22 protein-coding genes are annotated in these 22935 nt (G+C 69.7%); 12 read left to right on the top strand and 10 right to left on the bottom strand.

Translation table 11 applies throughout. The features are described 5' to 3' along the window. Positions 1–7 precede the first annotated feature (7 nt). A complete protein-coding gene (locus BME24068_RS01210) occupies positions 8–1018 on the top strand; it encodes a HoxN/HupN/NixA family nickel/cobalt transporter (RefSeq protein WP_174924930.1) in 1011 nt (336 codons plus the stop codon). Positions 1019–1035: 17 nt separating this feature from the next. Here BME24068_RS01210 and BME24068_RS01205 read toward each other — a convergent pair whose 3' ends face one another. Then, positions 1036–1881: an aldo/keto reductase gene (locus tag BME24068_RS01205; RefSeq protein ID WP_174924929.1), complete on the bottom strand. Its 846-nt coding sequence runs from the start codon at positions 1879–1881 to the stop codon at positions 1036–1038. A gap of 382 nt (positions 1882–2263) precedes the next feature. On the opposite strand from BME24068_RS01205, the gene BME24068_RS01200 reads away from it, so the two are divergent. Continuing rightward, the gene (locus BME24068_RS01200) at positions 2264–3010 is read left to right on the top strand and encodes a GntR family transcriptional regulator (protein WP_057926215.1); all 747 of its coding nucleotides are present in this window, start codon (positions 2264–2266) and stop codon (positions 3008–3010) included. 30 nt (positions 3011–3040) lie between these two features. Here BME24068_RS01200 and BME24068_RS01195 read toward each other — a convergent pair whose 3' ends face one another. Then, a complete protein-coding gene (locus tag BME24068_RS01195) occupies positions 3041–4432 on the bottom strand; it encodes a CoA transferase (protein ID WP_174924928.1) in 1392 nt (463 codons plus the stop codon). 139 nt (positions 4433–4571) lie between these two features. Here BME24068_RS01195 and BME24068_RS01190 point away from each other — a divergent pair, with 139 nt between their 5' ends. Next, on the top strand, positions 4572–5804 hold the full coding sequence (locus tag BME24068_RS01190) for a citrate/2-methylcitrate synthase (RefSeq protein ID WP_174924927.1): 1233 nt from the start codon (positions 4572–4574) through the stop codon (positions 5802–5804). On the opposite strand, the gene BME24068_RS01185 is transcribed toward BME24068_RS01190, so the two are convergent. Further along, positions 5777–6100, bottom strand: a complete 324-nt coding sequence (locus BME24068_RS01185; protein WP_096502371.1) for a DUF2917 domain-containing protein — start codon at positions 6098–6100, stop codon at positions 5777–5779. The genes BME24068_RS01190 and BME24068_RS01185 overlap by 28 nt on opposite strands. A gap of 233 nt (positions 6101–6333) precedes the next feature. Here BME24068_RS01185 and mdtD point away from each other — a divergent pair, with 233 nt between their 5' ends. Next, a complete protein-coding gene (gene mdtD / locus BME24068_RS01180; RefSeq protein WP_096502373.1) occupies positions 6334–7773 on the top strand; it encodes a multidrug transporter subunit MdtD in 1440 nt (479 codons plus the stop codon). A 180-nt stretch (positions 7774–7953) separates the two neighbouring features. Continuing rightward, entirely contained in the window at positions 7954–9228 is a 1275-nt protein-coding gene (locus tag BME24068_RS01175; protein ID WP_096502375.1) for an EAL domain-containing protein, read from the top strand. Positions 9229–9243: 15 nt separating this feature from the next. On the opposite strand, the gene BME24068_RS01170 is transcribed toward BME24068_RS01175, so the two are convergent. From BME24068_RS01170 to BME24068_RS01160, 3 genes are all read right to left on the bottom strand, one after another. After that, positions 9244–9867, bottom strand: a complete 624-nt coding sequence (locus BME24068_RS01170) for a class I SAM-dependent methyltransferase (protein WP_174924926.1) — start codon at positions 9865–9867, stop codon at positions 9244–9246. Between the two features lie 123 nt (positions 9868–9990). Next, positions 9991–11046: a 2-dehydropantoate 2-reductase gene (locus tag BME24068_RS01165; protein ID WP_174924925.1), complete on the bottom strand. Its 1056-nt coding sequence runs from the start codon at positions 11044–11046 to the stop codon at positions 9991–9993. Then, positions 11039–11563: an Mpo1 family 2-hydroxy fatty acid dioxygenase gene (locus tag BME24068_RS01160; protein WP_174924924.1), complete on the bottom strand. Its 525-nt coding sequence runs from the start codon at positions 11561–11563 to the stop codon at positions 11039–11041. The genes BME24068_RS01165 and BME24068_RS01160 overlap by 8 nt, the downstream gene beginning before the upstream one ends. 81 nt (positions 11564–11644) lie before the next feature. Here BME24068_RS01160 and BME24068_RS01155 point away from each other — a divergent pair, with 81 nt between their 5' ends. Then, entirely contained in the window at positions 11645–12352 is a 708-nt protein-coding gene (locus tag BME24068_RS01155; RefSeq protein WP_174925077.1) for a Crp/Fnr family transcriptional regulator, read from the top strand. Between the two features lie 117 nt (positions 12353–12469). After that, positions 12470–13681, top strand: a complete 1212-nt coding sequence (gene chrA, locus BME24068_RS01150) for a chromate efflux transporter (protein WP_174924923.1) — start codon at positions 12470–12472, stop codon at positions 13679–13681. A gap of 108 nt (positions 13682–13789) precedes the next feature. Here chrA and sodB read toward each other — a convergent pair whose 3' ends face one another. Both sodB and xseA read right to left on the bottom strand, forming a co-directional pair. Then, entirely contained in the window at positions 13790–14368 is a 579-nt protein-coding gene (gene sodB / locus BME24068_RS01145) for a superoxide dismutase [Fe] (RefSeq protein WP_011352986.1), read from the bottom strand. 233 nt (positions 14369–14601) lie between these two features. Beyond that, positions 14602–15984, bottom strand: coding sequence for an exodeoxyribonuclease VII large subunit (gene xseA, locus BME24068_RS01140; protein WP_174924922.1), 1383 nt, complete (start codon positions 15982–15984; stop codon positions 14602–14604). Between the two features lie 450 nt (positions 15985–16434). Here xseA and lpxK point away from each other — a divergent pair, with 450 nt between their 5' ends. The 5 genes from lpxK to BME24068_RS01115 all read left to right on the top strand — a co-directional run bounded on the left by lpxK (position 16435) and on the right by BME24068_RS01115 (position 20380). Further along, the gene (lpxK, locus tag BME24068_RS01135) at positions 16435–17463 is read left to right on the top strand and encodes a tetraacyldisaccharide 4'-kinase (protein WP_096502389.1); all 1029 of its coding nucleotides are present in this window, start codon (positions 16435–16437) and stop codon (positions 17461–17463) included. Further along, positions 17444–17647: a Trm112 family protein gene (locus BME24068_RS01130; protein WP_006750935.1), complete on the top strand. Its 204-nt coding sequence runs from the start codon at positions 17444–17446 to the stop codon at positions 17645–17647. Before lpxK ends, BME24068_RS01130 begins: the two co-directional genes overlap by 20 nt. 119 nt (positions 17648–17766) lie before the next feature. Beyond that, positions 17767–18558 carry a 3-deoxy-manno-octulosonate cytidylyltransferase gene (kdsB, locus tag BME24068_RS01125; protein ID WP_096502391.1) on the top strand — a complete coding sequence of 264 codons (792 nt, stop codon included), beginning with the start codon at positions 17767–17769 and terminating at the stop codon, positions 18556–18558. A gap of 205 nt (positions 18559–18763) precedes the next feature. Next, complete coding sequence (adk, locus tag BME24068_RS01120; protein ID WP_174924921.1) at positions 18764–19426, top strand: adenylate kinase; 663 nt, start codon at positions 18764–18766, stop codon at positions 19424–19426. Positions 19427–19621: 195 nt separating this feature from the next. Then, entirely contained in the window at positions 19622–20380 is a 759-nt protein-coding gene (locus BME24068_RS01115) for a 3-hydroxyacyl-CoA dehydrogenase (RefSeq protein ID WP_174924920.1), read from the top strand. Between the two features lie 82 nt (positions 20381–20462). On the opposite strand, the gene BME24068_RS01110 is transcribed toward BME24068_RS01115, so the two are convergent. Beyond that, positions 20463–21305 carry a SirB1 family protein gene (locus BME24068_RS01110; RefSeq protein WP_174924919.1) on the bottom strand — a complete coding sequence of 281 codons (843 nt, stop codon included), beginning with the start codon at positions 21303–21305 and terminating at the stop codon, positions 20463–20465. Between the two features lie 8 nt (positions 21306–21313). Further along, positions 21314–22933 carry a murein biosynthesis integral membrane protein MurJ gene (gene murJ, locus BME24068_RS01105; protein ID WP_338138570.1) on the bottom strand — a complete coding sequence of 540 codons (1620 nt, stop codon included), beginning with the start codon at positions 22931–22933 and terminating at the stop codon, positions 21314–21316. Positions 22934–22935: the final 2 nt, after the last annotated feature.

The following is a 22935-nucleotide window of genomic DNA, read 5'->3' as shown; positions in this document are numbered from 1 at the left end:
CGTCCCGATGCCCCCGACCCCTGCCCTGCGCCGCCTGCTGATGCTGTATGCCGGCCTGATCGCCGCGAACGTCGCCGTGTGGCTATGGGCGCTCGCGGTGCTGCACGACCATCCGCTGCTGCTCGGCACCGCGGCGATCGCATACGGCCTCGGGCTGCGCCACGCGGTGGACGCCGATCACATCGCGGCGATCGACGTCGCGACGCGCAAGCTGATGCAGGACGGCCAGCGTCCGGTGACCGTCGGGCTGTTCTTCTCGCTCGGCCATTCGACGATCGTGATCGCCGCCACGCTCGGCGTCGCGGCGACCGCGTTCGCGCTGCGCGACCGGTTCGATGCATTCCGCGACATCGGCGGCACGATCGGCACGGCGGTGTCGGCAACGTTCCTGCTGCTGCTCGCGTGCCTGAACCTGATGATCCTGCGCGACGTGTGGCGGCGCTATCGCGGCGCGCCGGAGCATGCGCACGATGCCGCGCACGCGCATCGCCCGGCCGGCCTCGTGTCGCGGCTGCTGCGGCCGCTGTTTCGCTTCGTGTCGAAGAGCTGGCACATGTATCCGGTCGGCGTGCTGTTCGGGCTCGGCTTCGATACCGCCACCGAAATCGGCCTGCTCGCGATCGCCGCCGCGCAGGCGAGCCAGGGGCTGCCGATCTACGCGGTCATGCTGTTTCCCGCGTTGTTTACGGCCGGCATGACGCTGATCGATTCGACCGACAACGTGCTGATGATTCATGCATATGGATGGGCGATGGACGACCCGCATCGCAAGCTGCTCTACAACGCGAGCATCACGCTGGTGTCGGCCATCGTCGCGCTGGCGATCGGCGGGATCGAGGCCGCCGGCCTGCTCGCCGACAAGCTGTCGCTGACCGGCCCCGTGCGCGATGCGCTCGACGCGCTCGGCGAGCGCTTCGGCACGATCGGCTACGGCATCGTCGCGCTGTTTCTCGTCTGCTGGATCGCGTCGATCCTGTTCCATCGCTGGCAGCGCGCGGCCGACGCGCCGGCGCGCTGACCGGCGCGCCGCATCGTTCAGAGCATTTCGAGCGCGCGCTTGCTGCGCGGCGGACGGAAATACGCGTCGAGCTGCGCGCGTTCGTCGCCGCTCAGCACGAGATCGAGCGCCGCGCGGTTGTCGCGCACGTGTTCGATCCGCGACGCCTTCGGGATCGCGAACACGCCCGGCTGCGCGAGCGCCCACGCAAGCGCGACGCGCATCACCGACACGCCGCGCTGCCGCGCGATCTCGTCGAGCGGCGAGTGCTTCGGCAGCCGCCCGTGATCGACCGGGCTGTAGGCCATCGCCGGCATCCGACGCTCGGCGAGCCACGGCAGCAAGTCGAATTCCGGGCCGCGCCGCGCGATGTTGTAGAGGATCTGGTTGGTCGCGCACGCGCCGCCGCCCGCCTCGTCGACGAGCTCGGCCATGTCGGACGTATCGAAGTTGCTCACGCCCCAGTGGCGGATCTTGCCCGCGCGCCGCAGCGCCTCGAAACCTTCGACCGTCTCCTCGAGCGGCACCGAGCCGCGCCAGTGCAGCAGGTACAAATCGAGGCGATCGGTACGCAGCCGCTTCAGGCTCGCGTCGCACGCGGCGGCGACACCGCGCCGGCCCGCGTGATGCGGGTACACCTTGCTGACGAGAAACACGTCGTCGCGCAGGCCGCTCAACGCTTCGCCGACGAGTTCCTCGGTCGCGCCTTCGCCGTACATCTCGGCGGTGTCGACCAGCGTCATCCCGAGATCGATACCTTCTCGCAATGCGGCGATCTCGTCCGCGCGGCGGCCCGGCCGCTCGCCCATTTCCCAGGTGCCCAGGCCAAGCTTCGGGATCGTCTCGCCGTCCGGCAAGACGACCGTGGCGGTCGTGTCTGTCATGCGCTCCTCGTTGCGGGTTCGTGGCCGCATCGCGGCCGAAGCATCGAATACGACGCCGGGTTCTCTCTATCGATGTCACGCGCGGACGAATGCGCGAAATCGCTCGCCGTCGAACGGGACCGGCGACGTACCGCGCCGCCATGCGCGGCGATTTCGGGCATGGCCGTGGATAGTTCTTGAATCCGGCGTTGCCACGACAACCGGCTACGCGCGCAACGCGGCGGCCGGCCGTTCTCGTGACAACGCATGCGCGTTACTTGGATAAACAGAGCCCTAGTGTAGTCAATCGGCGCGCGGCCCACCTGTTACACGGCAAAAACCGGCTATTAACGGCGCAGCATGATGACTTAGAATGGCCGGCAACCTGATCGATACGCATCCCATGAAGGCACCCACGGACGACCGCTGGCAGGACCTGCGCCCCGACCCCGACAACGACACGCCGCTCTACCTGCAGCTCACCCGCAAGCTCGGCGACGCGATCCACGACAATCGCTGGGCAGCCGGCGAAGCGCTGCCGTCCGAACGCGTGCTGTCCGAAGCGCTCGGCGTGTCGCGCATCACCGCGCGCAAGGCGATCGCGCTGCTCGTCGAGCAGGGGCTGATTCGCCGCACGCAGGGCGCGGGCAATTTCATCCAGCCTCGCTACGAGGATCCGCTGTCGCGGCTGTCGAGCTTCAGCGAAATGCTCGAGCGCCGCGGCTTCAAACCGAGCTCGCAATGGCTCGAGCGCGAAATCCAGCCGGCCAACCGCGACGAAGTGATCCAGCTCGGCCTGTCGCCGGCCGCGTCGGTCACGCGGCTCAAGCGCCTGCGCCTGGCCGACGGCATCGTGATGGCCGTCGAGAACTCGACGTTCCCCGCCACGCTGATTCCCGATCCGCAGGCGATCGGCGGTTCGCTGTACAGCTATCTCGAAGCGCGCGGCACGCCGATCGTGCGCGCGCTGCAGCACTTTCGCGCCGTCAACGCGACCGACGAGATCGCTCAGCAGATGGGCATCGCGCCGCACGACGCGCTGCTGCTGATCACGCGGATCGGCTATACGGCCGACCAGCGCGCGATCGAGCTGACCGATACCTACTGCCGCAACGACTACTACGACTTCGTCGTCGAGCTGCGCAAGTAACGACCGTCATGCCGGCTGCATCGCCGGCGCTCACAGCCAGCGAGCTTCGTCCGTGCCGAGCGGCACCGGCGGCCGCGCAAATCGCGGCGGCGTCGCCGACAGATGCTCGGCAGGACGCACGGCATCGAGCGTGCCGAACGGAGACGCCGTCCTGTCCAGCCGGTCGCGTACGTCGTCCAGCGTCAGATCCGGCGCGCGCAGGCCGTCCGGTACCGCGCCGAGCGATTGCAGCCAGCGGCCCGTCTGCGCGAGCGACAGCCGCACGTGCCAGCTTCCTCCTTCCGTCGCACGGCGCGCGAGCGCGATCATCGCGCCGAACGCCGCGAGATAACCCGTCGCATGATCGAGCGCCTGGCACGGCAGGTGGCGCGGCCCGTTCTCGCGCGCGGCGTGCTGCTCCTGCCATGCGATGCCGCTCGCCGACTGCACGAGGCTGTCGAAGCCGCGCCGCTTCGACCACGGCCCCGCATGGCCGTACGCCGACACCGACACGCAGACGATGCCGGGCCGCAACTCGGCCAGCGCCTGCGGCGAGAACCCGCGCGCCGCGAGCGCGCCCGGGCGATAGGCTTGCAGGAATACGTCGGCGTCGCGTGCGAGATCGCGCAGCGCGGCGACGCCCGCCGTCTCGCGCAGGTCGATCCACGTCGAGCGCTTGCCGCGCCCGTTGTCGATCACGAGCGATGCGATGTTCGGCAGGTGCGGACCGTTGACGAGCAGCGTCTGTGCGCCGTGCGACGCGAGCGTGCGGCCCGCGACCGGCCCCGCGATGATGCGCGTGAGGTCGAGCACGCGTACGCCCGCGAGCGGTTGATCGGGCGCGCCGCGACCGATCGCCTCGACCGGCGCATCGCCGATCCGTTCGATCTCGAACAGCGGCAACGACGCGATCGCGTGCGCCTGGTCGTGCGCCGCCCATTCCTCAGGTGTTCTGATCAATGCCGCGCAGAGGCCGGCCTCGGCCAGCGCGGTATCGAGCGCCGCGCCGTCCCGCGTGCGGATCGCCGCGGCGACATCGTCGCGCTGCGGGCCGCAGCCGAGCACGTCGAGAATCCCGTGCAGATGATGCGGAAAGTTCGCGTGCAGCTGGATCCAGCGACCGTCGCGCGTGTCGTAGAAACCCGTCACCGGATGACGCGGATCCGGCGCCGGGCCGTCGTCCACGCGCAGATAGCGTTCGCTGCGAAACGCGACGAGCGCGTCGCGCACCGACACGTCGACGCGCTGCGCGACGCCCGTGCGCAGCCGGTGGCATTCGGCCGCCGCGAGCCCGACCGCCGCGATCGTCGATGCGGCCAGCGTGCCGACCTGGAACGTCGACGGCAACGTCGGGTCCTGCCCTGTCACGGTCGCGCGGGCAAGCGCGCCAGGCTCGCCGTGCGCGAGTTGCCACAGATGGGTCAATGCGAGTTCGGGTGTCATGGTGCAAGCGGGCCGTTGAGGAGACGGAATCGAGTCTAGAATTCGCAACAGGTGCGATCAATCTTGATAGCGCGAATCAATACATAACGAATAGTTGTAACCGGGCCGCGCTTCATGCGCCCCGACAGGAGCGATCGGCATGACGTCCCTCAGCGCGCCCGAAGCGGCCGGCATCCTCGGTGTCAGCGTGAGTACCCTCTACGCGTATGTGAGCCGCGGCCTGCTGCGCTCGCTGCCCGACGGCGCGAGCAAGCGCCGCCGCTACGACGCCGACGAAGTGCGCCTGCTCGCGCGCCGCCGCGCCGATGCGAAGCGCGCGGGCGGCGTGGCCGAACGCTCGCTCGACTGGGGAGTGCCGGTGCTCGAATCGCGGATCACGCAGATCGCCGACGGCTGCCTGCGCTATCGCGGCGCCGATGCGATCGCGCTCGCCCGCGACGCGACGCTCGAGGAAACGGCCGCGCGGTTATGGGATTGCCCGCCTGCGCGGCTTGCAGCCGCATCGCTGGCGACGGCAGGTTTCGATACCGTGCAGTGGGACGAGTGGGCACGCCGCTGGGCACATCTCGCGCCGCTCGAGCGCACGCTCGTGCTGCTTCCGGCCGCGGCCGCATCGCTGCCGCGCCTGTGGGCGCAGGGGCGCGACGCGCAGATCGAAGCGGCCTCGCTGCTGCTGCGCATCGCGACGGCCGCGCTGGCCGGCATCGCGCCGCACGACGCGCCCGTGCATCGACAACTCGCGAGCGCGTGGCGCATCCGGCGGCGCGACGAAGCCGACCTGCTGCGCCGCGCGCTCGTGCTGTGCGCCGATCACGAGCTGAATCCGTCGACCTTCGCGGTGCGCTGCATCGCGTCCACCGGCACGCACCTGTTCGGCGCGATCGCGGGCGGGCTCGCCGCGCTGTCCGGCCCGCGCCACGGCGGCGAGACGTTCCGCGCGGGCGCACTGCTCGACGAAGCGGCGCGCGCCGCCGATCTCGACCGCTACCTTGCGCTGCGCCTCGCACACGACGAGCGCGCGGATGGCTCGCGCACGATGCTGTCCGGTTTCGGCCATCCGCTCTATCCCGACGGCGATCCGCGCGCGTGCGCGTTGCTCGACGCCCTGCATGCCGCGGCGCCCGAGCGACCGGCGTTGCGCGCGGCCCGTGCGCTCGCCGCGCGCGTCGAAGCGGCGACCGGCTTGCGGCCGGCGATCGATTTCGCGCTCGCGGTACTGGAGCGCACGCTCGCGCTGCCGGGCGGCGCCGCCTTCACGCTGTTCGCGGCCGGCCGCACCGCGGGCTGGATCGCGCACGCGCTCGAACAGTATGCGGACGGCAAGCTGATCCGGCCCCGCGCGCGCTACGTCGGCAGCGACGCGCCGGCCTGAGCCCGGCCGCCGCGCCAGGCGGCGAACGCGCGCCGCCATCCAGGCGCCGCCTGCACGGCCGGCGCCGGCTGCGGCCCGAACGAAAACACCGCCCCGCCCGCCGCCGCACTGATCCACACGCGCATGCCGGGCAGCAGTGCCAGCGATTCGCCGGCGTGCAGCCAGTGATCGTCGAGGCGACCTTCGACCGTCACCCACAGGCCGCCGTCCGCGACCGCCAGCGCGGTGCGATCGACGATGCGCCACCGCCCGGCCGGCTCGTTGCCGTCCATCTCGTAGAGTCGCAGTTCGCGCATGGCCGCCTCCGGATCGCGTGGGTTCGATGGCACCAGTATTTCGGACGGCGGCAGCACACGGACAGGTACGCATGCAGACAGTTTCGGCTGAACTGTACTGGTCTGTCGGCGAACCAGTATCCGGCCGAAGCCGCGGTCGGGCGATCGGGCGCGCCCCGCGATGGGGGCCGATCCTGCGTGCCGCGGCGGCTTTGCCTACAATGTCGGCTGTCCCGCGCCACCGGTCCGTCCCCATGTTCCAACGCCCGCCCGTCGCCGCTCCTGGCGAAAAGAACCTCACCGTGATGCTCTGGCTCGTTGCAACGGGCTTCTTCATGCAAACGCTCGATGCGACGATCGTCAATACGGCGCTGCCGTCGATGGCAGTGAGTCTCGGCGAATCGCCGCTGCGGATGCAGTCGGTCGTGATCGCGTACTCGCTGACGATGGCGGTGATGATTCCCGTATCGGGCTGGCTCGCGGACACGTTCGGCACGCGGCGCGTGTTCTTCAGCGCGATCCTGGTGTTCTCGCTCGGTTCGCTGCTGTGCGCGAACGCGCATACGCTGCAGCAGCTCGTCGTGTTCCGCGTCGTCCAGGGTGTCGGCGGCGCGATGCTGCTGCCGGTCGGACGGCTCGCGGTGCTGCGCACGTTCCCGGCCGAACGCTACCTGCCCGCGCTGTCGTTCGTTGCGATTCCCGGGCTGATCGGCCCGCTGATCGGGCCGACGCTCGGCGGCTGGCTCGTGAAGATCGCGTCGTGGCACTGGATCTTCCTGATCAACGTGCCGGTCGGCATCGTCGGCTGCATCGCGACCTTCTACTCGATGCCCGATTCGCGCAACCCGGCCGTCGGCCGCTTCGACCTGAAGGGCTATCTGCTGCTGACGATCGGGATGGTCGCGATCTCGCTGTCGCTCGACGGGCTGGCCGATCTCGGGATGCAGCACGCGGCCGTGCTGGTGCTGCTGATCCTGAGCCTCGCGTGCTTCGTCGCATACGGGCTGTACGCGGTACGTGCGCCGCAGCCGATCTTCTCGCTCGAACTGTTCAAGATCCATACGTTCAGCGTCGGCCTGCTCGGCAACCTGTTCGCGCGGATCGGCAGCGGCGCGATGCCGTACCTGATTCCGCTGCTGCTGCAGGTGAGCCTCGGCTATTCGGCGTTCGAGGCCGGGCTGATGATGCTGCCGGTCGCGGCAGCCGGGATGTTCTCGAAGCAGCTCATCACGCGGCTGATCACGCAGCACGGCTACCGCAAGGTGCTGCTCGTGAACACGATCATGGTCGGCGTGATGATGGCGAGCTTTGCGCTGATGCGCGACACGGTGCCGGTATGGGTGAAGGTCGTCCATCTCGCGCTGTTCGGCGGCTTCAACTCGATGCAGTTCACCGCGATGAACACGCTGACGCTGAAGGATCTCGGCACCGGCGGCGCAAGCAGCGGCAACAGCCTGTTCTCGCTCGTGCAGATGCTGTCGATGAGCCTCGGCGTCACGGTCGCGGGCGCGCTGCTCGCGACCTTCACCGGCATGCTGCGCACGGTGACGCCGAGCAACACGCTGCCCGCGTTCCATGCGACGTTCATCTGCGTCGGGATCATCACGGCCGCATCCGCGTGGATCTTCGCGCAGCTCGCGCCGGAAATCCGCGGCCGCGCGCACAAAAAGACCGACCCGTCCGAACGCGCATGATGCACGGCGCGCACCGCGGCAAACGCCACGCCGGCGCGCCACGCACCACGGCGGTGCAGCACGCCGGCCGCGCGCAGCCGCCGGCGGCCGCGACGGGCCGCCGCACGGGGCCCGATGTCGCGCATGCTTCTTGCTCGCCTATTCTGTAGGTAAACTGGCAGTCTTCCTTCGGCCGACATCATGAGCATGATCGACATCGATCCCCCCGGCTTCCAGCCGCCCCGCCCCGTCGCCGGCGACGACGGCAAGCGGCGCACCGTGCTGTACGGCGCGTACACCGTGTTCAGCGTGTTCCAGCCCGTTTTCTCGGTATCGCACCGCCGCGCGATCGGCTATCACGCGTCGCTGCGCGCGCACGACGAGGAAAGCCGCCAGGTCGCGTCGCACGAGGTATTCACGCAGGCGGCGCGGCGCGGCGACCTGCTGGAGCTCGGCCGGCTCGCCGAATCGCTGCATCTGGGCAATTTCCACGCGTTCGACAGCCATGACGAATGGCTCTTCCTGAGCCTGCATCCGGCTGCGCTGATGGACACGATCTACGGCGACGCGCTGCTCGCGAACCTGAAGGCGCTCGGCCTGCCGCCGCACCGCGTGGTGCTCGAAGTGCCCGAACAGGCGGGCGGCGAGACGCCGCGCTATGCGGCGATCGTCGACGGGCTGCGCAAGGCCGGCTTCCTGATCGCGCTCGGCGGCTTCGGCGCGAAGCATTCGAACATCGACCGCGTGTGGCACCTGCATCCCGACATCGTCTCGCTCGACCGCGGGATCCTCGCGCAGGCGAGCGAACACTCGCACCTCGAGCGCGTGCTGCCCGGGCTCGTGTCGCTGCTGCACGAATCCGGCCAGCTCGTGCTGATGGGCGGGCTCGCGACCGAGCGCGACGCGTTGATCGCGCTCGAATGCGACGTGGATTTCGTGCAAGGGCAGTATTTCGCCGGGCCGAGCGTCGACCCGGTACAACCGCAGGCCGCGGCCGGCTGCATGGATACGCTGTCGGCCGCGTTGCGGCTGCGCGTCGCGCAGCGCGAGCGCACACAGGCGGAACGCCTGGCGCCATACATCGCCGCGCTGGAGGAAGCGAGCCGCAAGCTTGCCGCGGGCGAGCCGCTGCTCGACGCCGCCGCGGCGGTGCTCGGGCTGCCCGAAACCGCACGCTGCTTCCTGCTCGACGCGTCCGGCCGCCAGATCGGCGACAACGTGCTCGCGCGCGGCAGCGTCTCGCAGCGGGCCAAACGCTTCCGGCCGCTGCTGCATTCGGAAGGCGCGAGCTGGGAGCGCCGCCCGTACTTCATCCACGCGATGCGCGCGCCAGGCCGCGTGCACGTAACGCCGCCGTACCTGTCGATCAACGAGGCGCACCTGTGCGTGACCGGCTCGGTCGCCGCGCCGGCCGCGACCGGCATGCAGGTGCTCTGCGCCGACATCAACTGGGAAGCGGCGCTCAACCGCGAATGAAGGTGCGCGCCGCGCTCATGCGGCGCCATCGGCAGCGGGGCCGCCATCGGCCCTGCGCGCGATCAGCCGGTGCACGCGCTTGCCGGACGACGCACTGACCACCTCGTGCTCGTCGATCACCCGCATGCCGGCGCCGAGCGCCGCATGCATCCGCGCCGAATCGAGCGGCGTGTACAGACGGCCGCGCTCGTCGCGCAGCGCGCCGTTTCCGGCCACCCGCCAACTGAGATACAGCGTGCCGCCGGGCCCCAGCAGCGCGGCCAGCCGTGCAGCGGCCGCGGCCGCATCCGCCTGTTCGAGGTGCATCACGACCGTTTCGCACAGCACGTTGCGAAACACGCCGGACGGCACACCGGCCAGCGCCGGCAGCGCGGCGAGTTCGAATGTCAGATCGGGATGGCGCCGGCGCGCCTCGTCGAGCAGCGCGGCGCTTGCGTCGTAGCCGCGCACATCGAATCCGCACGAAGCGAGCCACGCGGTGTCGCGCCCGGCGCCGCAGCCGACGTCCGCGGTCAGCCCCGGCGAGAAATGCTGCTCGAGCAGCGCGTACATGTCGTCGGGCGCGGCCTGGTCGAGCCAGTCCTGCGCATATTGCGCGGCATGGGCTTCATAGGCATCGAGAGTCGGGCGATCCACCATGGCGATTGCTCCGCGTACGCGTCCGGTCTGGTGACGCACTCCGCATCTTAGCCGTTGCGCATCGTGCGCGGCGTGGCGCGCGGCATGCGCGGGCGCGGGCCCTCCGGGAACGTGCCCGCGCCGTTACGCCGCCCGCACCGTGCTCACGTGCGGCGTATGCGCGGACAGCTCCGCCCGCAGCGCTTCGCCATGCCAGGCCGGGCGCGCTGCCGCCGCTTCGGCGGCGTGAACGAGCGCGCACAGCCGCGCATTGACCGGCGCCTGCGCGCCGAAGCGCGCGGCCAGCCGGACGATCTCGCCATTGATCCACTCGACTTCGGTGGCGCGACGCGCGGCGAGATCGTCGGACATCGACGAGCGCGCGAGCGGATCGATTGCGAGCATCCGGCCGCAGAGCGCGCGAAACACGGGATCGGGCAACCCCAGCACCGCGGGGAGCCACGCGGTCGGCAACGGCGTCAGCCGTGCCGGCCGGATCGCGGCATGCGCGAGCCAGTGCAGGGCTTCGCGCTGCGCAAGCGCGACGCAGCGCCGGTACGCGCGTTGCGAGAGTTCGTCGCGCAACGGCAGGTTCGCCAGCGCATTGACGGCGTTGTTCAGGTTCAGCAGCAGCTTCGCCCATTGCACCGCGCGCATGTCGCGGTGCAGCGCGAGCGGCAGGCCCGCGCGGGCAAATACGCGTGCAAACGGCCGCAGCGCGGGCGACGCATCGGCCGCGAGCATGCCGGCCGAGCCCTGGTGGAACGCGCCGGGCCCGCGCTCGATCACGTTGAACGGCACCATGCCGGTCAGCACGGTGGCTTGCGGCAGCGCGTCGCGCAGCACGTCGGCGTTGTGCAGGCCGTTCTGGAAACTGATCACGACCGTGCCGGGCCGCAGCACGCCGGCCAGTTGCGCCGCCGCGTCCCGCGTCGCGGCCGACTTCACCGCGACCAGCACGAGCCGCGCCGCCGCCGCCGCGGCCGGATCGGTCGAAAACGCGACGTCCGCCGGCGCGAGCTGCGCGCGATAGCCGCGCCGGTCGGTCAGGGTCAGCCCGTGCGCGCGAATCGCGTCGGCGATCCGCGCACGACCGACGAACGTCACGCGCGTGCCCACCGCCGCAAGCCGGCCGCCGAGATAGCAGCCGATCGCCCCCGCGCCGAACACGCAGACCGCCGCGGCCGACGCGTCAGACATGCGAGTGCGCGCCGCCGTGCACGGGCCCCGAGCGCCGCTCGACTTCACGGCGCACCTCGTTGCGCAGCCCCGCGAAGAACGCGACTTCGGCGACGACGAACAGCGGCCCGACCATCAGGCCGACGAGATCGTCCACGAACGCGGGCTTGCGCCCTTCGAACCAGTGCCCGACGAACTGCACGATCCAGCCGACCACGAACGCGCCGATGCCGACGCCGAGCCACTGCGCGGTCGGCAGCAACGCGAGCGTCTGCGCGGCCCACAGTCCGAGCGCGAACAGCGCGGTCATGACGACCCCGAAGCGCAGGTCGAGGCGCAGGTAGAACACCGCGAACGCCACGGCGAGCAGCAACGCCGGCGACAGCGCGACGCCGGCTAGCATCCCGAACGCCGGCCGCGACAGCAGTACCTCGACCGCGAACACGATCATCGGAATGCCGACCAGGTGCGTCGCGATGTTGCGCGCGTCGCGGTGGTAGGCCGCATACTGGGAAAGGTGGTCTTCGAGCGTCTTCATGGTGTCTCCAGAACGATCATTGAGCGCTATGATGCGCGTCACGCCCGAGAACCTCTGTCAGCTACCCGACATCGCGTGCCCATGCCCTCGTCGCTCGCCCCCTACCTGCCGCAGATCGAAGCGCACCCGTGGTTCGCCGCGCTGCCGCCCGAATTGCGCGCGCAGTTGCTCGAGCACGCCGCATTGCGGCGCCTGCCGGCCGGCCAAGCGCTGTTCCGGCGCGGCGACCCGCCGTGCGGGCTGTATGCGGTACTGGCCGGTTCCCTCACGATAGGCGCGGTGGATTCGCACGGCAAGGAGGCGCTGCTGACGGTCGCCGAGCCGGTCACGTGGTTCGGCGAGATCGCCCTGTTCGACGGCCAGCCGCGCACGCACGATGCGATCGCGCTCGACGACACGCTGCTGCTGCACGTCCCGCAAGCCGCCCTGCTCGGGATCCTCGACGCGACGCCGCAATACTGGCGGCAATTCGCGCTGCTGATGGCGCAAAAACTCCGGCTGAGCTTCCTGACCGTCGAGGCGATGAGCGTGATGCCGGCCGCGCAGCGGCTCGCGACGCGGCTGCTGATGATCGCCAACGGCTACGGCGGGATCAGCGCCGGCCGCACGCGCATCCGGCTGTCGCAGGAAAAGCTCGCGTCGATGCTGTCGCTGACGCGGCAGACCACCAACCAGTTGCTGAAGGCGCTGCAGGCCGACGGCATCGTGCGGCTGCATGTCGGCGAGATCGAACTGGTCGACGTCGACGCGCTGCGCCGCGCGAGCGGGCTGCCCGACGGCATGGCCTGACGCCCGCGCAATCGCCGCAACGCCGCAACGCCGCAACGCCGCAACGTCGCATTCCCGGCGTCACGCCGTTGCGCTATCGTGGCGGCTCGCTCGCCCTTGCTCGTCCCCACTGCCCCCTTGAACACGTCGACCGTCTCCGCTCCTTCCCGCCACGTATGGCCCGTGTTCGTCGCGTTCCTGCGGCTCGGCCTCACGTCGTTCGGCGGCCCCGTCGCGCATCTCGGCTACTTCCGCGATGCATTCGTCACGCGGCGCGGCTGGCTGACCGAGCGCGCCTACGCGGATCTCGTCGGGCTGTGCCAGTTCCTGCCGGGGCCGGCCAGCAGCCAGGTCGGAATGGCGATCGGGCTGTCGCGCGCGGGCTATGCGGGGATGTTCGCCGCGTGGCTCGGCTTCACGCTGCCGTCGGCGCTGCTGATGATGCTGTTCGCGCTAGGCGTGCATGCGACGGGCATGCCGGTCGCGGCCGGCGCGCTGCACGGGCTGCGCATCGTGTCGGTCGCGGTGATCGCGCAGGCGGTGTGGGGCATGGCGCGCACGCTGTGCCCGGATGCGCGCCGCGTCACGCTGATGGCGGCCGCGGCCTGCATCGCGCTGCTCGTGCCGGCCGCCTGGCTGCAGGTCGCGGTGATCGTCGCGGCGGGCGCGGCCGGCCTCGTGCTGTTGCCGCAACCCGAGCGCGGCGCGCACGATCCGTTGCCGCTGCATGTGTCGCATCGCGCGGGCGTGCTATGGCTCGTGCTGTTCGCCGCGCTGCTCGTCGTGCTGCCGTTCATGGCTCGCGCACTCGATTCGCGCACGCTCGCGGTCGTCGACGCGTTCTTTCGCACCGGCGCGCTGGTGTTCGGCGGCGGGCACGTCGTGCTGCCGCTGCTGCAGGCGGCCGTGGTCGCGCCGGGCTGGGTCGGCGATTCGGCTTTCCTCGCCGGCTACGGCGCCGCGCAGGCCGTGCCGGGGCCGCTTTTCACGTTCTCGGCGTTCCTCGGCGCGTCGCTGCGCGACGCACCGAACGGCTGGCTCGGCGGGGCGATCGCACTCGTGTCGATCTTCGCGCCGTCGTTCCTGCTCGTCGCGGGCACCGCGCCGTTCTGGGAGCGCCTGCGCCGCAGCACGCGGATGCAGGCCGCGCTCGCGGGCGTGAATGCGGCCGTGGTCGGGCTGCTGGTCGCCGCGCTCTATCACCCGGTGTGGAACGACACGATCGGGTCGCCGCGCGATTTCGCGGCCGCGCTCGTCGCGTTCGTCGCGCTCGTGTTCTGGCGCGTGCCGCCGTGGGCCGTCGTGATCGCGAGTGCCGCGCTCGGCTGGGCGTCGGGGATGATTGCGTGATCCGCTGGATGCCGCCGATTCATCGGCATCCGGCAGAAACAAAAAAGCCCTCGTGACGAGGGCTTTTTGCAGTGTCGCGCGCCGCGATGGCGCGCGGACGCCGGGAGCTTACGCGAAGTTCTTCGCCGCGAAGTCCCAGTTCACGATGTTCCAGAACGCTTCGACGAACTTCGGACGCGCGTTGCGGTAGTCGATGTAGTACGCGTGTTCCCACACGTCGATCGTCAGCAGCGCCTTGTCGGCGGTCGTCAGCGGCGTCGCGGCGTTGCTCGTCGACACGATGTCGAGCGAACCGTCGGCCTTCTTCACGAGCCATGCCCAGCCCGAACCGAACGTGCCGACTGCGGCCTTCGTGAACGCTTCCTTGAACGCGTCGTACGAACCCCACTTCGCGTTGATCGCGTCGCCCAGCGCGCCCGTCGGTGCGCCGCCGCCGTTCGGCGACAGGCTGTTCCAGAAGAACGTGTGGTTCCAGATTTGCGCGGCGTTGTTGAAGATGCCGCCCGACGACTTCTTGACGATCTCTTCCAGCGACAGGTTTTCGAATTCCGTGCCCGGAATCAGATTGTTCAGGTTCGTCACATAAGCCTGGTGGTGCTTGCCGTAGTGGTACTGGATCGTCTCGAGCGAGATGGTCGGCGCGAGTGCGTCTTCAGCGTACGGGAGCGGCGGGAGCGTATGAGCCATGGCGATTCCTTCGTTGAGTATGTGGGGAGGCTGTGTTGAATGCTGCCGAGCGTCCGATTGTAGGCGAGTCCGAATATCCCCGCAAACTCACGGGCATTTATCCGCGGTATGCCGAAAATCGACGCTGGCGCTTCGTCCGGCAGGACGAGACGACGTCGCGCAGCATGCGTTCCCGCGCCGGATGCGGCGGGCGCACCCGGCAGGCAACCTTCGTTTCGCTTACGCGGTGGCCGTCAGATCGTGTCGGTGAGTCGCGGTTGCACGTCGGCGAGCGACACGTCGGCCGAGCCTTCGGCGAGATGCACGGTCAGGCGGCGCTGCGGCTTCAACGCGCTCGGCGCACGCACCGCGCGGCCGGTCTGCGCGTCGATCAGCGCCGCATAGCCGCGCTCCAGCGTGCGCTGCGGGCTCAGCACCTCGAGCCGCGCCGCACATGCCGACACCCGCGCGGTATCGCGCTCGTAACGACGCTGCAGCGCGACCGCGAGACGTTGCGACAGCCCCGCGAGCGCGTGACGCGCGAGCGCCGGATCGGGCCGCGCGCGCTGCCAGCGCAGCTGCGCGAGCGCGAACCGCGCCCGTGCGTCGCGCACCGGCCGCGACGCCGCCGACGCAAGCCGCACGGCGAGCTGCTCGACATGCGTGCGCTGCCGCTTCAACCGTTCGGCCGGGCTGACGAGCCGCCGCGCGAGCCAGTCGAGCTGCTGCGCGCGTTGCTCGAGCCCGCGCTCGAGGCTGCGCGCCAGCGCGCGTTGCCGGTCGGCGACCTCGCGCAGCAGCAATGCGCGCTGCGGACTCGCGAGCTCGGCCGCGCCGGTCGGCGTCGGCGCGCGCAGGTCGGCCGCGAAGTCCGCGATCGTGAAATCGGTTTCGTGGCCGACGCCGCTGACGACCGGCAACTCGCTCGCGGCAATCGCACGCGCGAGCGCTTCGTCGTTGAACGACCACAGATCCTCGATCGAGCCGCCGCCGCGGCAGACGAGCAGCACGTCGACCTCGCGCCGCGCGTTCGCCGCCTGCACGGCCGCCACGAGCTTCTCGGCCGAGCCCGCGCCCTGCACGGGCGCCGGATAGACGATCACCGGAATGTGCGGCGCGCGGCGCGCGAGCGTGGTCAGCACGTCGCGCAAGGCGGCTGCCTGCAGCGACGTGACGATGCCGATCGCGCGAGGATGGGTCGGCAACTGACGCTTGCGCTCCGGCGCGAACAGCCCTTCGGCTTCGAGCTGGGCCTTCAGGCGCAGGAACGCCTCGTACAGGCGCCCCTGCCCGGTGCGCCGCACCGCCTCGACGTTGAGCTGCACCTCGCCGCGCGGCTCGTACATCGTGACGACCGCGCGCACCTCGATCCGGTCGCCTTCGCGCGGCGTGAATTCCGCGTACTGCGCGCGGCCGCGGAACATCACGCAGCGCATCTGCGCCTGCTGGTCCTTGATCGAGAAATACCAGTGGCCGCTCGCGGCGCGCATGAAGTTCGACACTTCGCCCGAAATCCACAGCAGCGGAAACGAGCGCTCGAGCATCGTCGAAATTGCACGGTTGAGCGCCGAAACGGGAATCACTTCGTCGCCGCCGCGAGTCGCGCCGGGAGCGGAAAAAGGAGAGTCGAAAGACATGGGCGGTCGGATGAATGCTGGCGGCGACACGATAGTCCGACACGCGCGCGACGTCCAGCACCGGCCGTCTGCGCCGCGCGGCGCGGAATGTGTCCACACTCTGGCAATCGTCCACTCAAAACGCTTAAAAACCGCGCCAAAAAACAGACGATTTGATGTAACACATTGATTTTTATGAATTTTTAAACCTTACGGAAAGATACGCATCCGATTCGATGCCCGCCGGGCGGGCGTTTGACGCGAACGGGCGGGGAGTTTTTCACAGAGTTATCCACAAGCCGTGCCGATCCGGCCCCATCGAGGCCACCGCCCGGCCGCGCTTGCCGCGCCCGCGTGCGACGCGCTAGAGTGCCGCCTTCCGAAGACCTTGCGGCATGCGCCGCCCAACGGAGAATCCGCCTTGACGAATCCGTCCCACGCCGCGGCGCACGACGCGCCGCGCCCGGCCCGATGAGCGCGCCCGGCGGCCCGCTCGCGCGGCTCGAAGCGCACCTGACACGCGAATGGCAGCGACGCGGTGCGCTCGCCTGGGCGCTCACGCCGTTCGCATGCGTATTCGGTCTGTGCGCGGCGCTGCGGCGCACCGCCTATGCGCAGGGCTGGAAACAGCCGGTCGACGTCGGCGTGCCCGTCGTCGTGGTCGGCAACGTGACCGTCGGCGGCACCGGCAAGACGCCGACCGTGATCGCGCTCGTCGATGCGCTGCGCGCGGCCGGCTTCACGCCGGGCGTCGTGTCACGCGGCTACGGCGCGAACGTGAAGGCGCCGACCGCCGTCACGCCCGCGTCGCGCCCGGGCGCGGCCGGCGACGAACCGCTGCTGATCGCGCGCCGCACCGGCGCGCCGGTCTGGGTCTGCCCCGACCGCGTCGCGGCCGCGCAGGCGCTGCGCGCCGCGCACCCGGACGTCGACGTGATCGTCAGCGACGACGGCCTGCAGCACTATCGCCTCGCCCGCACGGTCGAGCTCGTCGTGTTCGACCACCGGCTCGGCGGCAACGGCTTCCTGCTGCCGGCCGGCCCGCTGCGCGAGCCGCTGTCGCGCCGCCGCGACGCGACGCTCGTCAACGATCCGTACAGCGGCGCGCTGCCGCCGTGGCCCGACACGTATGCGCTCGCGCTGACGCCGGGCGCCGCGTGGCACCTCGACCAGCCGGCGCGGCGCCGCCCGCTGTCGCAGTTCGCGAACGAGCGCGTGCTCGCCGCGGCCGGCATCGGCGCGCCGGAGCGCTTCTTCGCGACCCTGCGCGCGGCCGGCCTCGCGCCGGCGACGCGCGCGCTGCCCGACCATTACGCGTTCGCCGACAATCCATTCGTCGACGACGCGGTCGATGCGATCCTGATCACCGAGAAGGATGCAGTAAAATTGGGCGCTTCCTGGCGCGACGCTCGGCTGTGGGTCGTCCCCGTCGAAGCCGCGCTCGATCCTCGCCTCATTGCCCTCGTTGTGGAGAAACTCCGTGGACGCTCGCCTGCTTGAAATTCTTGTGTGCCCTATCTGCAAAGGCCCGCTCCACTATGACCGCGCCGCGCAGGAGCTGATCTGCAACGCGGACAAGCTCGCCTACCCGATCCGCGACGGCATCCCCGTGATGCTCGTCGACGAAGCGCGCCAGACCGTCGAGGGCACGCCGGTCGATCCGGCCGGCCCCGCCGGCAGCTAAACCGCCGCGCCGCTGAACCGGCGCACGATCACGGCCCGTCCGCGGCCGCGCGCCGGGCTTTTCCGGGCGGCCCGCTTCCCACGCGCCGCCCGCCCCGCCCTTCTCACCGCTGAACCCCGATGACTCATCCGCAGCCCTTCATCGCCGTCATTCCTGCCCGGCTCGCGTCGACGCGCCTGCCGAACAAGCCGCTCGCCGATCTCGGCGGCAAGCCGATGGTCGTGCGCGTCGCCGAGCGCGCGCGCGAAGCCGGCGCGCAGCAGGTGCTCGTCGCCTCCGACGCGCAGGGCGTGCTCGACGCGGCCCGCGATCACGGCTTCGAAGCGGTGCTGACGCGCGCCGATCACCCGTCGGGCACCGACCGGCTCGCGGAAGTCGCGGCGGCGTTCGGCTGGAGCGACGACACCGTCATCGTCAACGTACAGGGCGACGAGCCGCTGATCGACCCGGCGCTGGTGCGCGACGTAGCGTCGCACCTCGCCGCTCATGCGGACTGCGCGATCGCGACCGCGGCCCATCCGATCCACGACGCAGCCGACGTGTTCAACCCGAACGTCGTGAAGGTCGCGCTCGACGCGCGCAACGTCGCGATGTACTTCTCGCGCGCGCCGATTCCGTGGAGCCGCGATGCGTACGCGTCGCACTGGCCGGACGTCGCGGCCATGCCGGCACCGGCCTTCCCGGTCTATCGCCACATCGGCCTGTATGCGTATCGCGCGCGTTTCCTGCGCACGTATCCGTCGCTCGCACAGGCGCCGATCGAGCAGGCCGAGCAGCTCGAACAGCTGCGCGCGATGTGGCACGGCGAGCGCATCGCCGTGCTCATCACCGATCAGGCGCCCGCCGCCGGAGTCGACACGCCGGCCGATCTCGCGCGCGTGCAGGCCCTTTTTCAGCCGACTTCAAAATAACCCATGGCATAATCAGGCGATTGTGCGAGCCGTCCGCGACCCGCGCGCCTTCGCTTGCCCCCCGCCGCGGTCCTTTCCGGCAGCCACGCGTCGCCATCGACGACGCGTCGCATCAGACCGGTTCACCGCGCGCCAGGCAAGCCCCGCGCACGTCGTCGACGCTTTTGCGTCTCGCCACACGAATCTACATACCGGAGATATCACCATGCGTTTGATCCTGTTGGGCGCGCCCGGCGCGGGAAAGGGCACCCAGGCAAACTTCATCAAGGAAAAGTTCGGCATCCCGCAAATCTCGACGGGTGACATGCTGCGCGCGGCCGTCAAGGCCGGCTCGCCGCTCGGCGTCGAGGCGAAGGGCTACATGGACGCCGGCAAGCTCGTGCCGGACGCGCTGATCATCGGCCTCGTGAAAGAGCGCCTGAAGGAATCGGATTGCGCGAACGGCTACCTGTTCGACGGCTTCCCGCGCACGATCGCGCAGGCTGACGCGATGAAGGAAGCGGGCGTCGCGATCGACTACGTGCTCGAGATCGACGTGCCGTTCTCGGAAATCGTCGAACGCATGAGCGGCCGCCGCACGCACCCGGCATCGGGCCGCACGTATCACGTGAAGTTCAACCCGCCGAAGGTCGAGGGCAAGGACGACGTGACGGGCGAACCGCTGATCCAGCGCGACGACGACAAGGAAGAAACCGTCAAGAAGCGTCTCGAAGTGTACGAAGCGCAAACCAAGCCGCTGATCACGTACTACGGCGACTGGGCGCAACGCGGCGAGGAAAACGGCCTGAAGGCGCCGCAGTATCGCAAGATCTCGGGCCTCGGCAGCGTCGACGAAATCCGCGCGCGCGCATTCGACGCACTGAAGTAAGCGCTGCGTCGCGCACCCGCAAGCCGCCCTTCCCGGGCGGCTTTTTTTTCGCCCGGCCGCGATTCGCACGACCGTGCTTGTCCGGCCGCCGCGCGATGACGCCCCGTACAATCGTCCGGATACGTGCGCGCTGGACAGCGGCGCGCACCGGCTTTCAGCCGATCGACCGGCATCGGCCCCACCAAGGAGACAGTCATGGAGATTCGCGGCAACGTCTTTCTGATCACCGGCGGCGCATCGGGCCTCGGCGCGGGAACGGCCCGCATGCTCGCGCAGGCAGGCGGCAACGTCGTGCTCGCCGACCTGAACGAGACGGCCGGCACGGCGCTCGCGAACGAACTGGGCGGCGTCTTCGTGCGCTGCGACGTGTCGAGCGAGACCGACGCGCAGGCGGCCGTCGACGCCGCGACGCGCGCGGGCACGCTGCGCGGCCTCGTGAACTGCGCGGGCATCGCGCCCGCCGCGAAAACCGTCGGCAAGGACGGCCCGCATCCGCTCGACGTGTTCGCGAAGACGATCAGCGTGAATCTGGTCGGCACCTTCAACATGATCCGGCTCGCGGCCGCCGCGATGGCCGCGACCGCGCCGAACGACGCAGGCGAGCGCGGCGTGATCGTCAGCACCGCATCGGTCGCCGCGTACGACGGGCAGATCGGCCAGGCTGCGTATGCCGCATCGAAGGCCGGCGTCGCGGGCATGACGCTGCCGATCGCGCGCGACCTGTCGCGCAGCGGCGTCCGCGTGATGACGATCGCGCCGGGGCTGTTCGAGACGCCGATGCTGCTCGGCATGCCCAAGGACGTGCAGGACGCGCTCGGCGCGATGGTGCCGTTCCCGCCACGGCTCGGCAAGCCGGACGAATACGCGATGCTGGTGCGTCAGATCATCGAGAATCCGATGCTCAACGGTGAAGTGATCCGCCTCGACGGCGCGATCCGGATGCAGCCGAAGTAAGCGCTGGACGACGCAAATGCAAAACGCCCGCATTGCGGGCGTTTTCGTTCCGGCTGCCGGTTGCGGCACGGCCGCGGGCGGCTCAGTCCTCGTCGTCGCGCTGCATCCGCTGGCGCAGCTCCGACACCTGCGATTCGACGACGGTTGCGTCGTCCGCATCGGGCCGTTCGCCGAGATACTGCTCGAGATCCTCGAGCGCGGGGCGCAGGTAGTCGAGCCGCGCATACGCGAAACCGCGATCGCGCACTTCGTCGAGCTGCTCGGGCAGCAGGATCACGAGCCGCTGCTGCACCGCGAGCAGCCGCTGCCAGCGTTCCGTCTGCAGATAGATCGTCTTCAGGTTGCGCAGCATCCGCGCGATGATCTCGCGGCTCGTGGCCGGCTGCAGCAGCGCGCGCAACGCGCTGTCGACCGCGCCGGCCGCACGCGCGACGTACGGCTCGAGCATCTCGACCATCTCGGCTTCGGACAGCGAATGGCCGTTGGTCGGGTCGATGATCAGGTCGCCGTCCGGCAGCGTCACGCGCAGCAGGAAATGACCGGGGAACGATACGCCGCGCGCCGGCACGCCGACCTGCTCGGCGAGCTCCAGATACAGCACCGACAGCGAGATCGGAATCCCGCGCCGCCGCTTCAGCACCGCGTTCAGGTGGCTGTTATCGGGGTCGTAGTAATCGTTGTGATTGCACGCGAAGCCGAGTTCGCGAAAGAAGAACTCGTTGAGCGCGGCGACGCGGTCCTTCAGGTCCGCGTCGTCGGCGAGCCGGCGGCGCAGCCGCGCGGCCAGCATGTCGAGTTCGGCCAGCGTGCCCTGCAGGTCGAGGTCGGGATACGCGTCCTGCGCGAGCGACAGCGCGGTTTCCGTGACGGGCAGACTGTCGTCGTCCGCCACGAGCGTGCTGAAGTAGTCGAGGACGCGGGTCATTGCGGTCGTCACTTGGCGCGCCTTCTGAAGTAAGCGTATTTGAAGCCCATTACCCACAACATACCGAAATATAGTGCAGCGAACAGCACGAGGCACGCGGCCATCAGCGCGATCCGGTCGAGCGGCTGCGCGCGCATGCCGGTCCAGTCGAAGCTGATCGCGCACCAGTGCATCAGGCCCGCGAGCACGAGCGTCGCGCCGATCAGTTGCACGAAGAAGCGCAGCCAGCCCGGCGACGGCTGGTAGATGCCGCGCTTGCGCAGCCCGATGAACAGCAGCAGCGAGTTCAGGCACGCGCCGACGCCGATGCTCAGCGTGAGGCCCGCATGGCCGATCAGCGGCACGAACACGTAGTTCGAGATCTGTGTGACGATCAGCACGCCGATCGCGATCTTCACCGGCGTCTTGATGTCCTGCTTCGCGTAGAAGCCCGGCGCGAGGATCTTGATCAGGATGATGCCGACGAGGCCGATCCCGTAAGTCGCGAGCGCGCGCGCGACCATCGTGACGGTATGCGCGTCGAACTTGCCGTAGTTGAACAGGGTCGCGGTGAGCGGCGTCGCGAAGAAGAACAGCGCGAGCGCGCTCGGCGCCGCGAGCAGGAACGTGACGCGCAGTCCCCAGTCGAGCAGCGCCGAGTATTCGTGCGTATCGGCGTCGACGTGCGCCTTCGACAGGCTCGGCAGCAGGATCGTGCCGAGCGCGACGCCAAGCAGCGCCGTCGGGAACTCCATCAGGCGGTCGGCGTAGTTGATCCACGACACCGCGCCCTGCCCGAGCCGCGACGCGATGTTGGTGTTGATGATCAGCGACAGTTGCGCGACCGACACCGCGAACGTCGCGGGCACCATCTTCGCGAGCACGCGCTTCACGCCGCGGTGACGCAGCGCACGCACCGGGTTGAGCCCGATCAGCGGCACCATGTCGATCTTCTTCAGGGCCGGCAGCTGCACGAGGAACTGCAGCACGCCGCCCACGATCACGGCCCACGCGAGCGCGAAGACGGGCACCTTCATGTGCGGCGCGACGAACACGGCGGCGGCGATGAACGCGACGTTCAGCAGCACCGGCGCGAAAGCCGGCAGCGAGAAGCGCTTGTAGGTGTTCAGCACGCCGGACGCGAGCGTCGTCAGCGAAATGAACACGATGTACGGGAACATGATCCGCGTCATCGTGACCGCGAGCGGAAACGCCTGCCCGTCGGTGTGCAGGCCGGACGCGACCGCGAACACGACCCACGACGCACCGGCGATCCCGAGGACCGACAGCACGGCGAGCGCCCATGCGAGCACGGTCGACATCGCATCGACGAGCGCCTTGGTCGCATCGTGCCCTTGCTGGTTCTTGAACTCGGCAAGGATCGGCACGAACGCCTGGGAGAACGCGCCTTCGGCGGACAGGCGGCGCAGCAGGTTCGGAATGCGGAAGGCGACGTAGAACGCGTCGGTGTATTGACTGGCGCCGAACGCACGGGCGATCAGCGTTTCGCGGGCCAGTCCGGTCACGCGCGACAGCAGCGTGAAGCCGCTGACCGTCAGCAGGGCTCGGAATAGATTCATGGGGCGCTTATTATACGGACGTTGCGTGACCCGGCACGGACGGATGCCGAAAAGCACGCGTGCCGCCAGCG

The sequence above is a fragment of the Burkholderia anthina genome (assembly GCF_902498995.1).
Lineage (GTDB): Bacteria > Pseudomonadota > Gammaproteobacteria > Burkholderiales > Burkholderiaceae > Burkholderia > Burkholderia anthina.
This window is presented reverse-complemented; position numbering and strand designations above follow the sequence as displayed.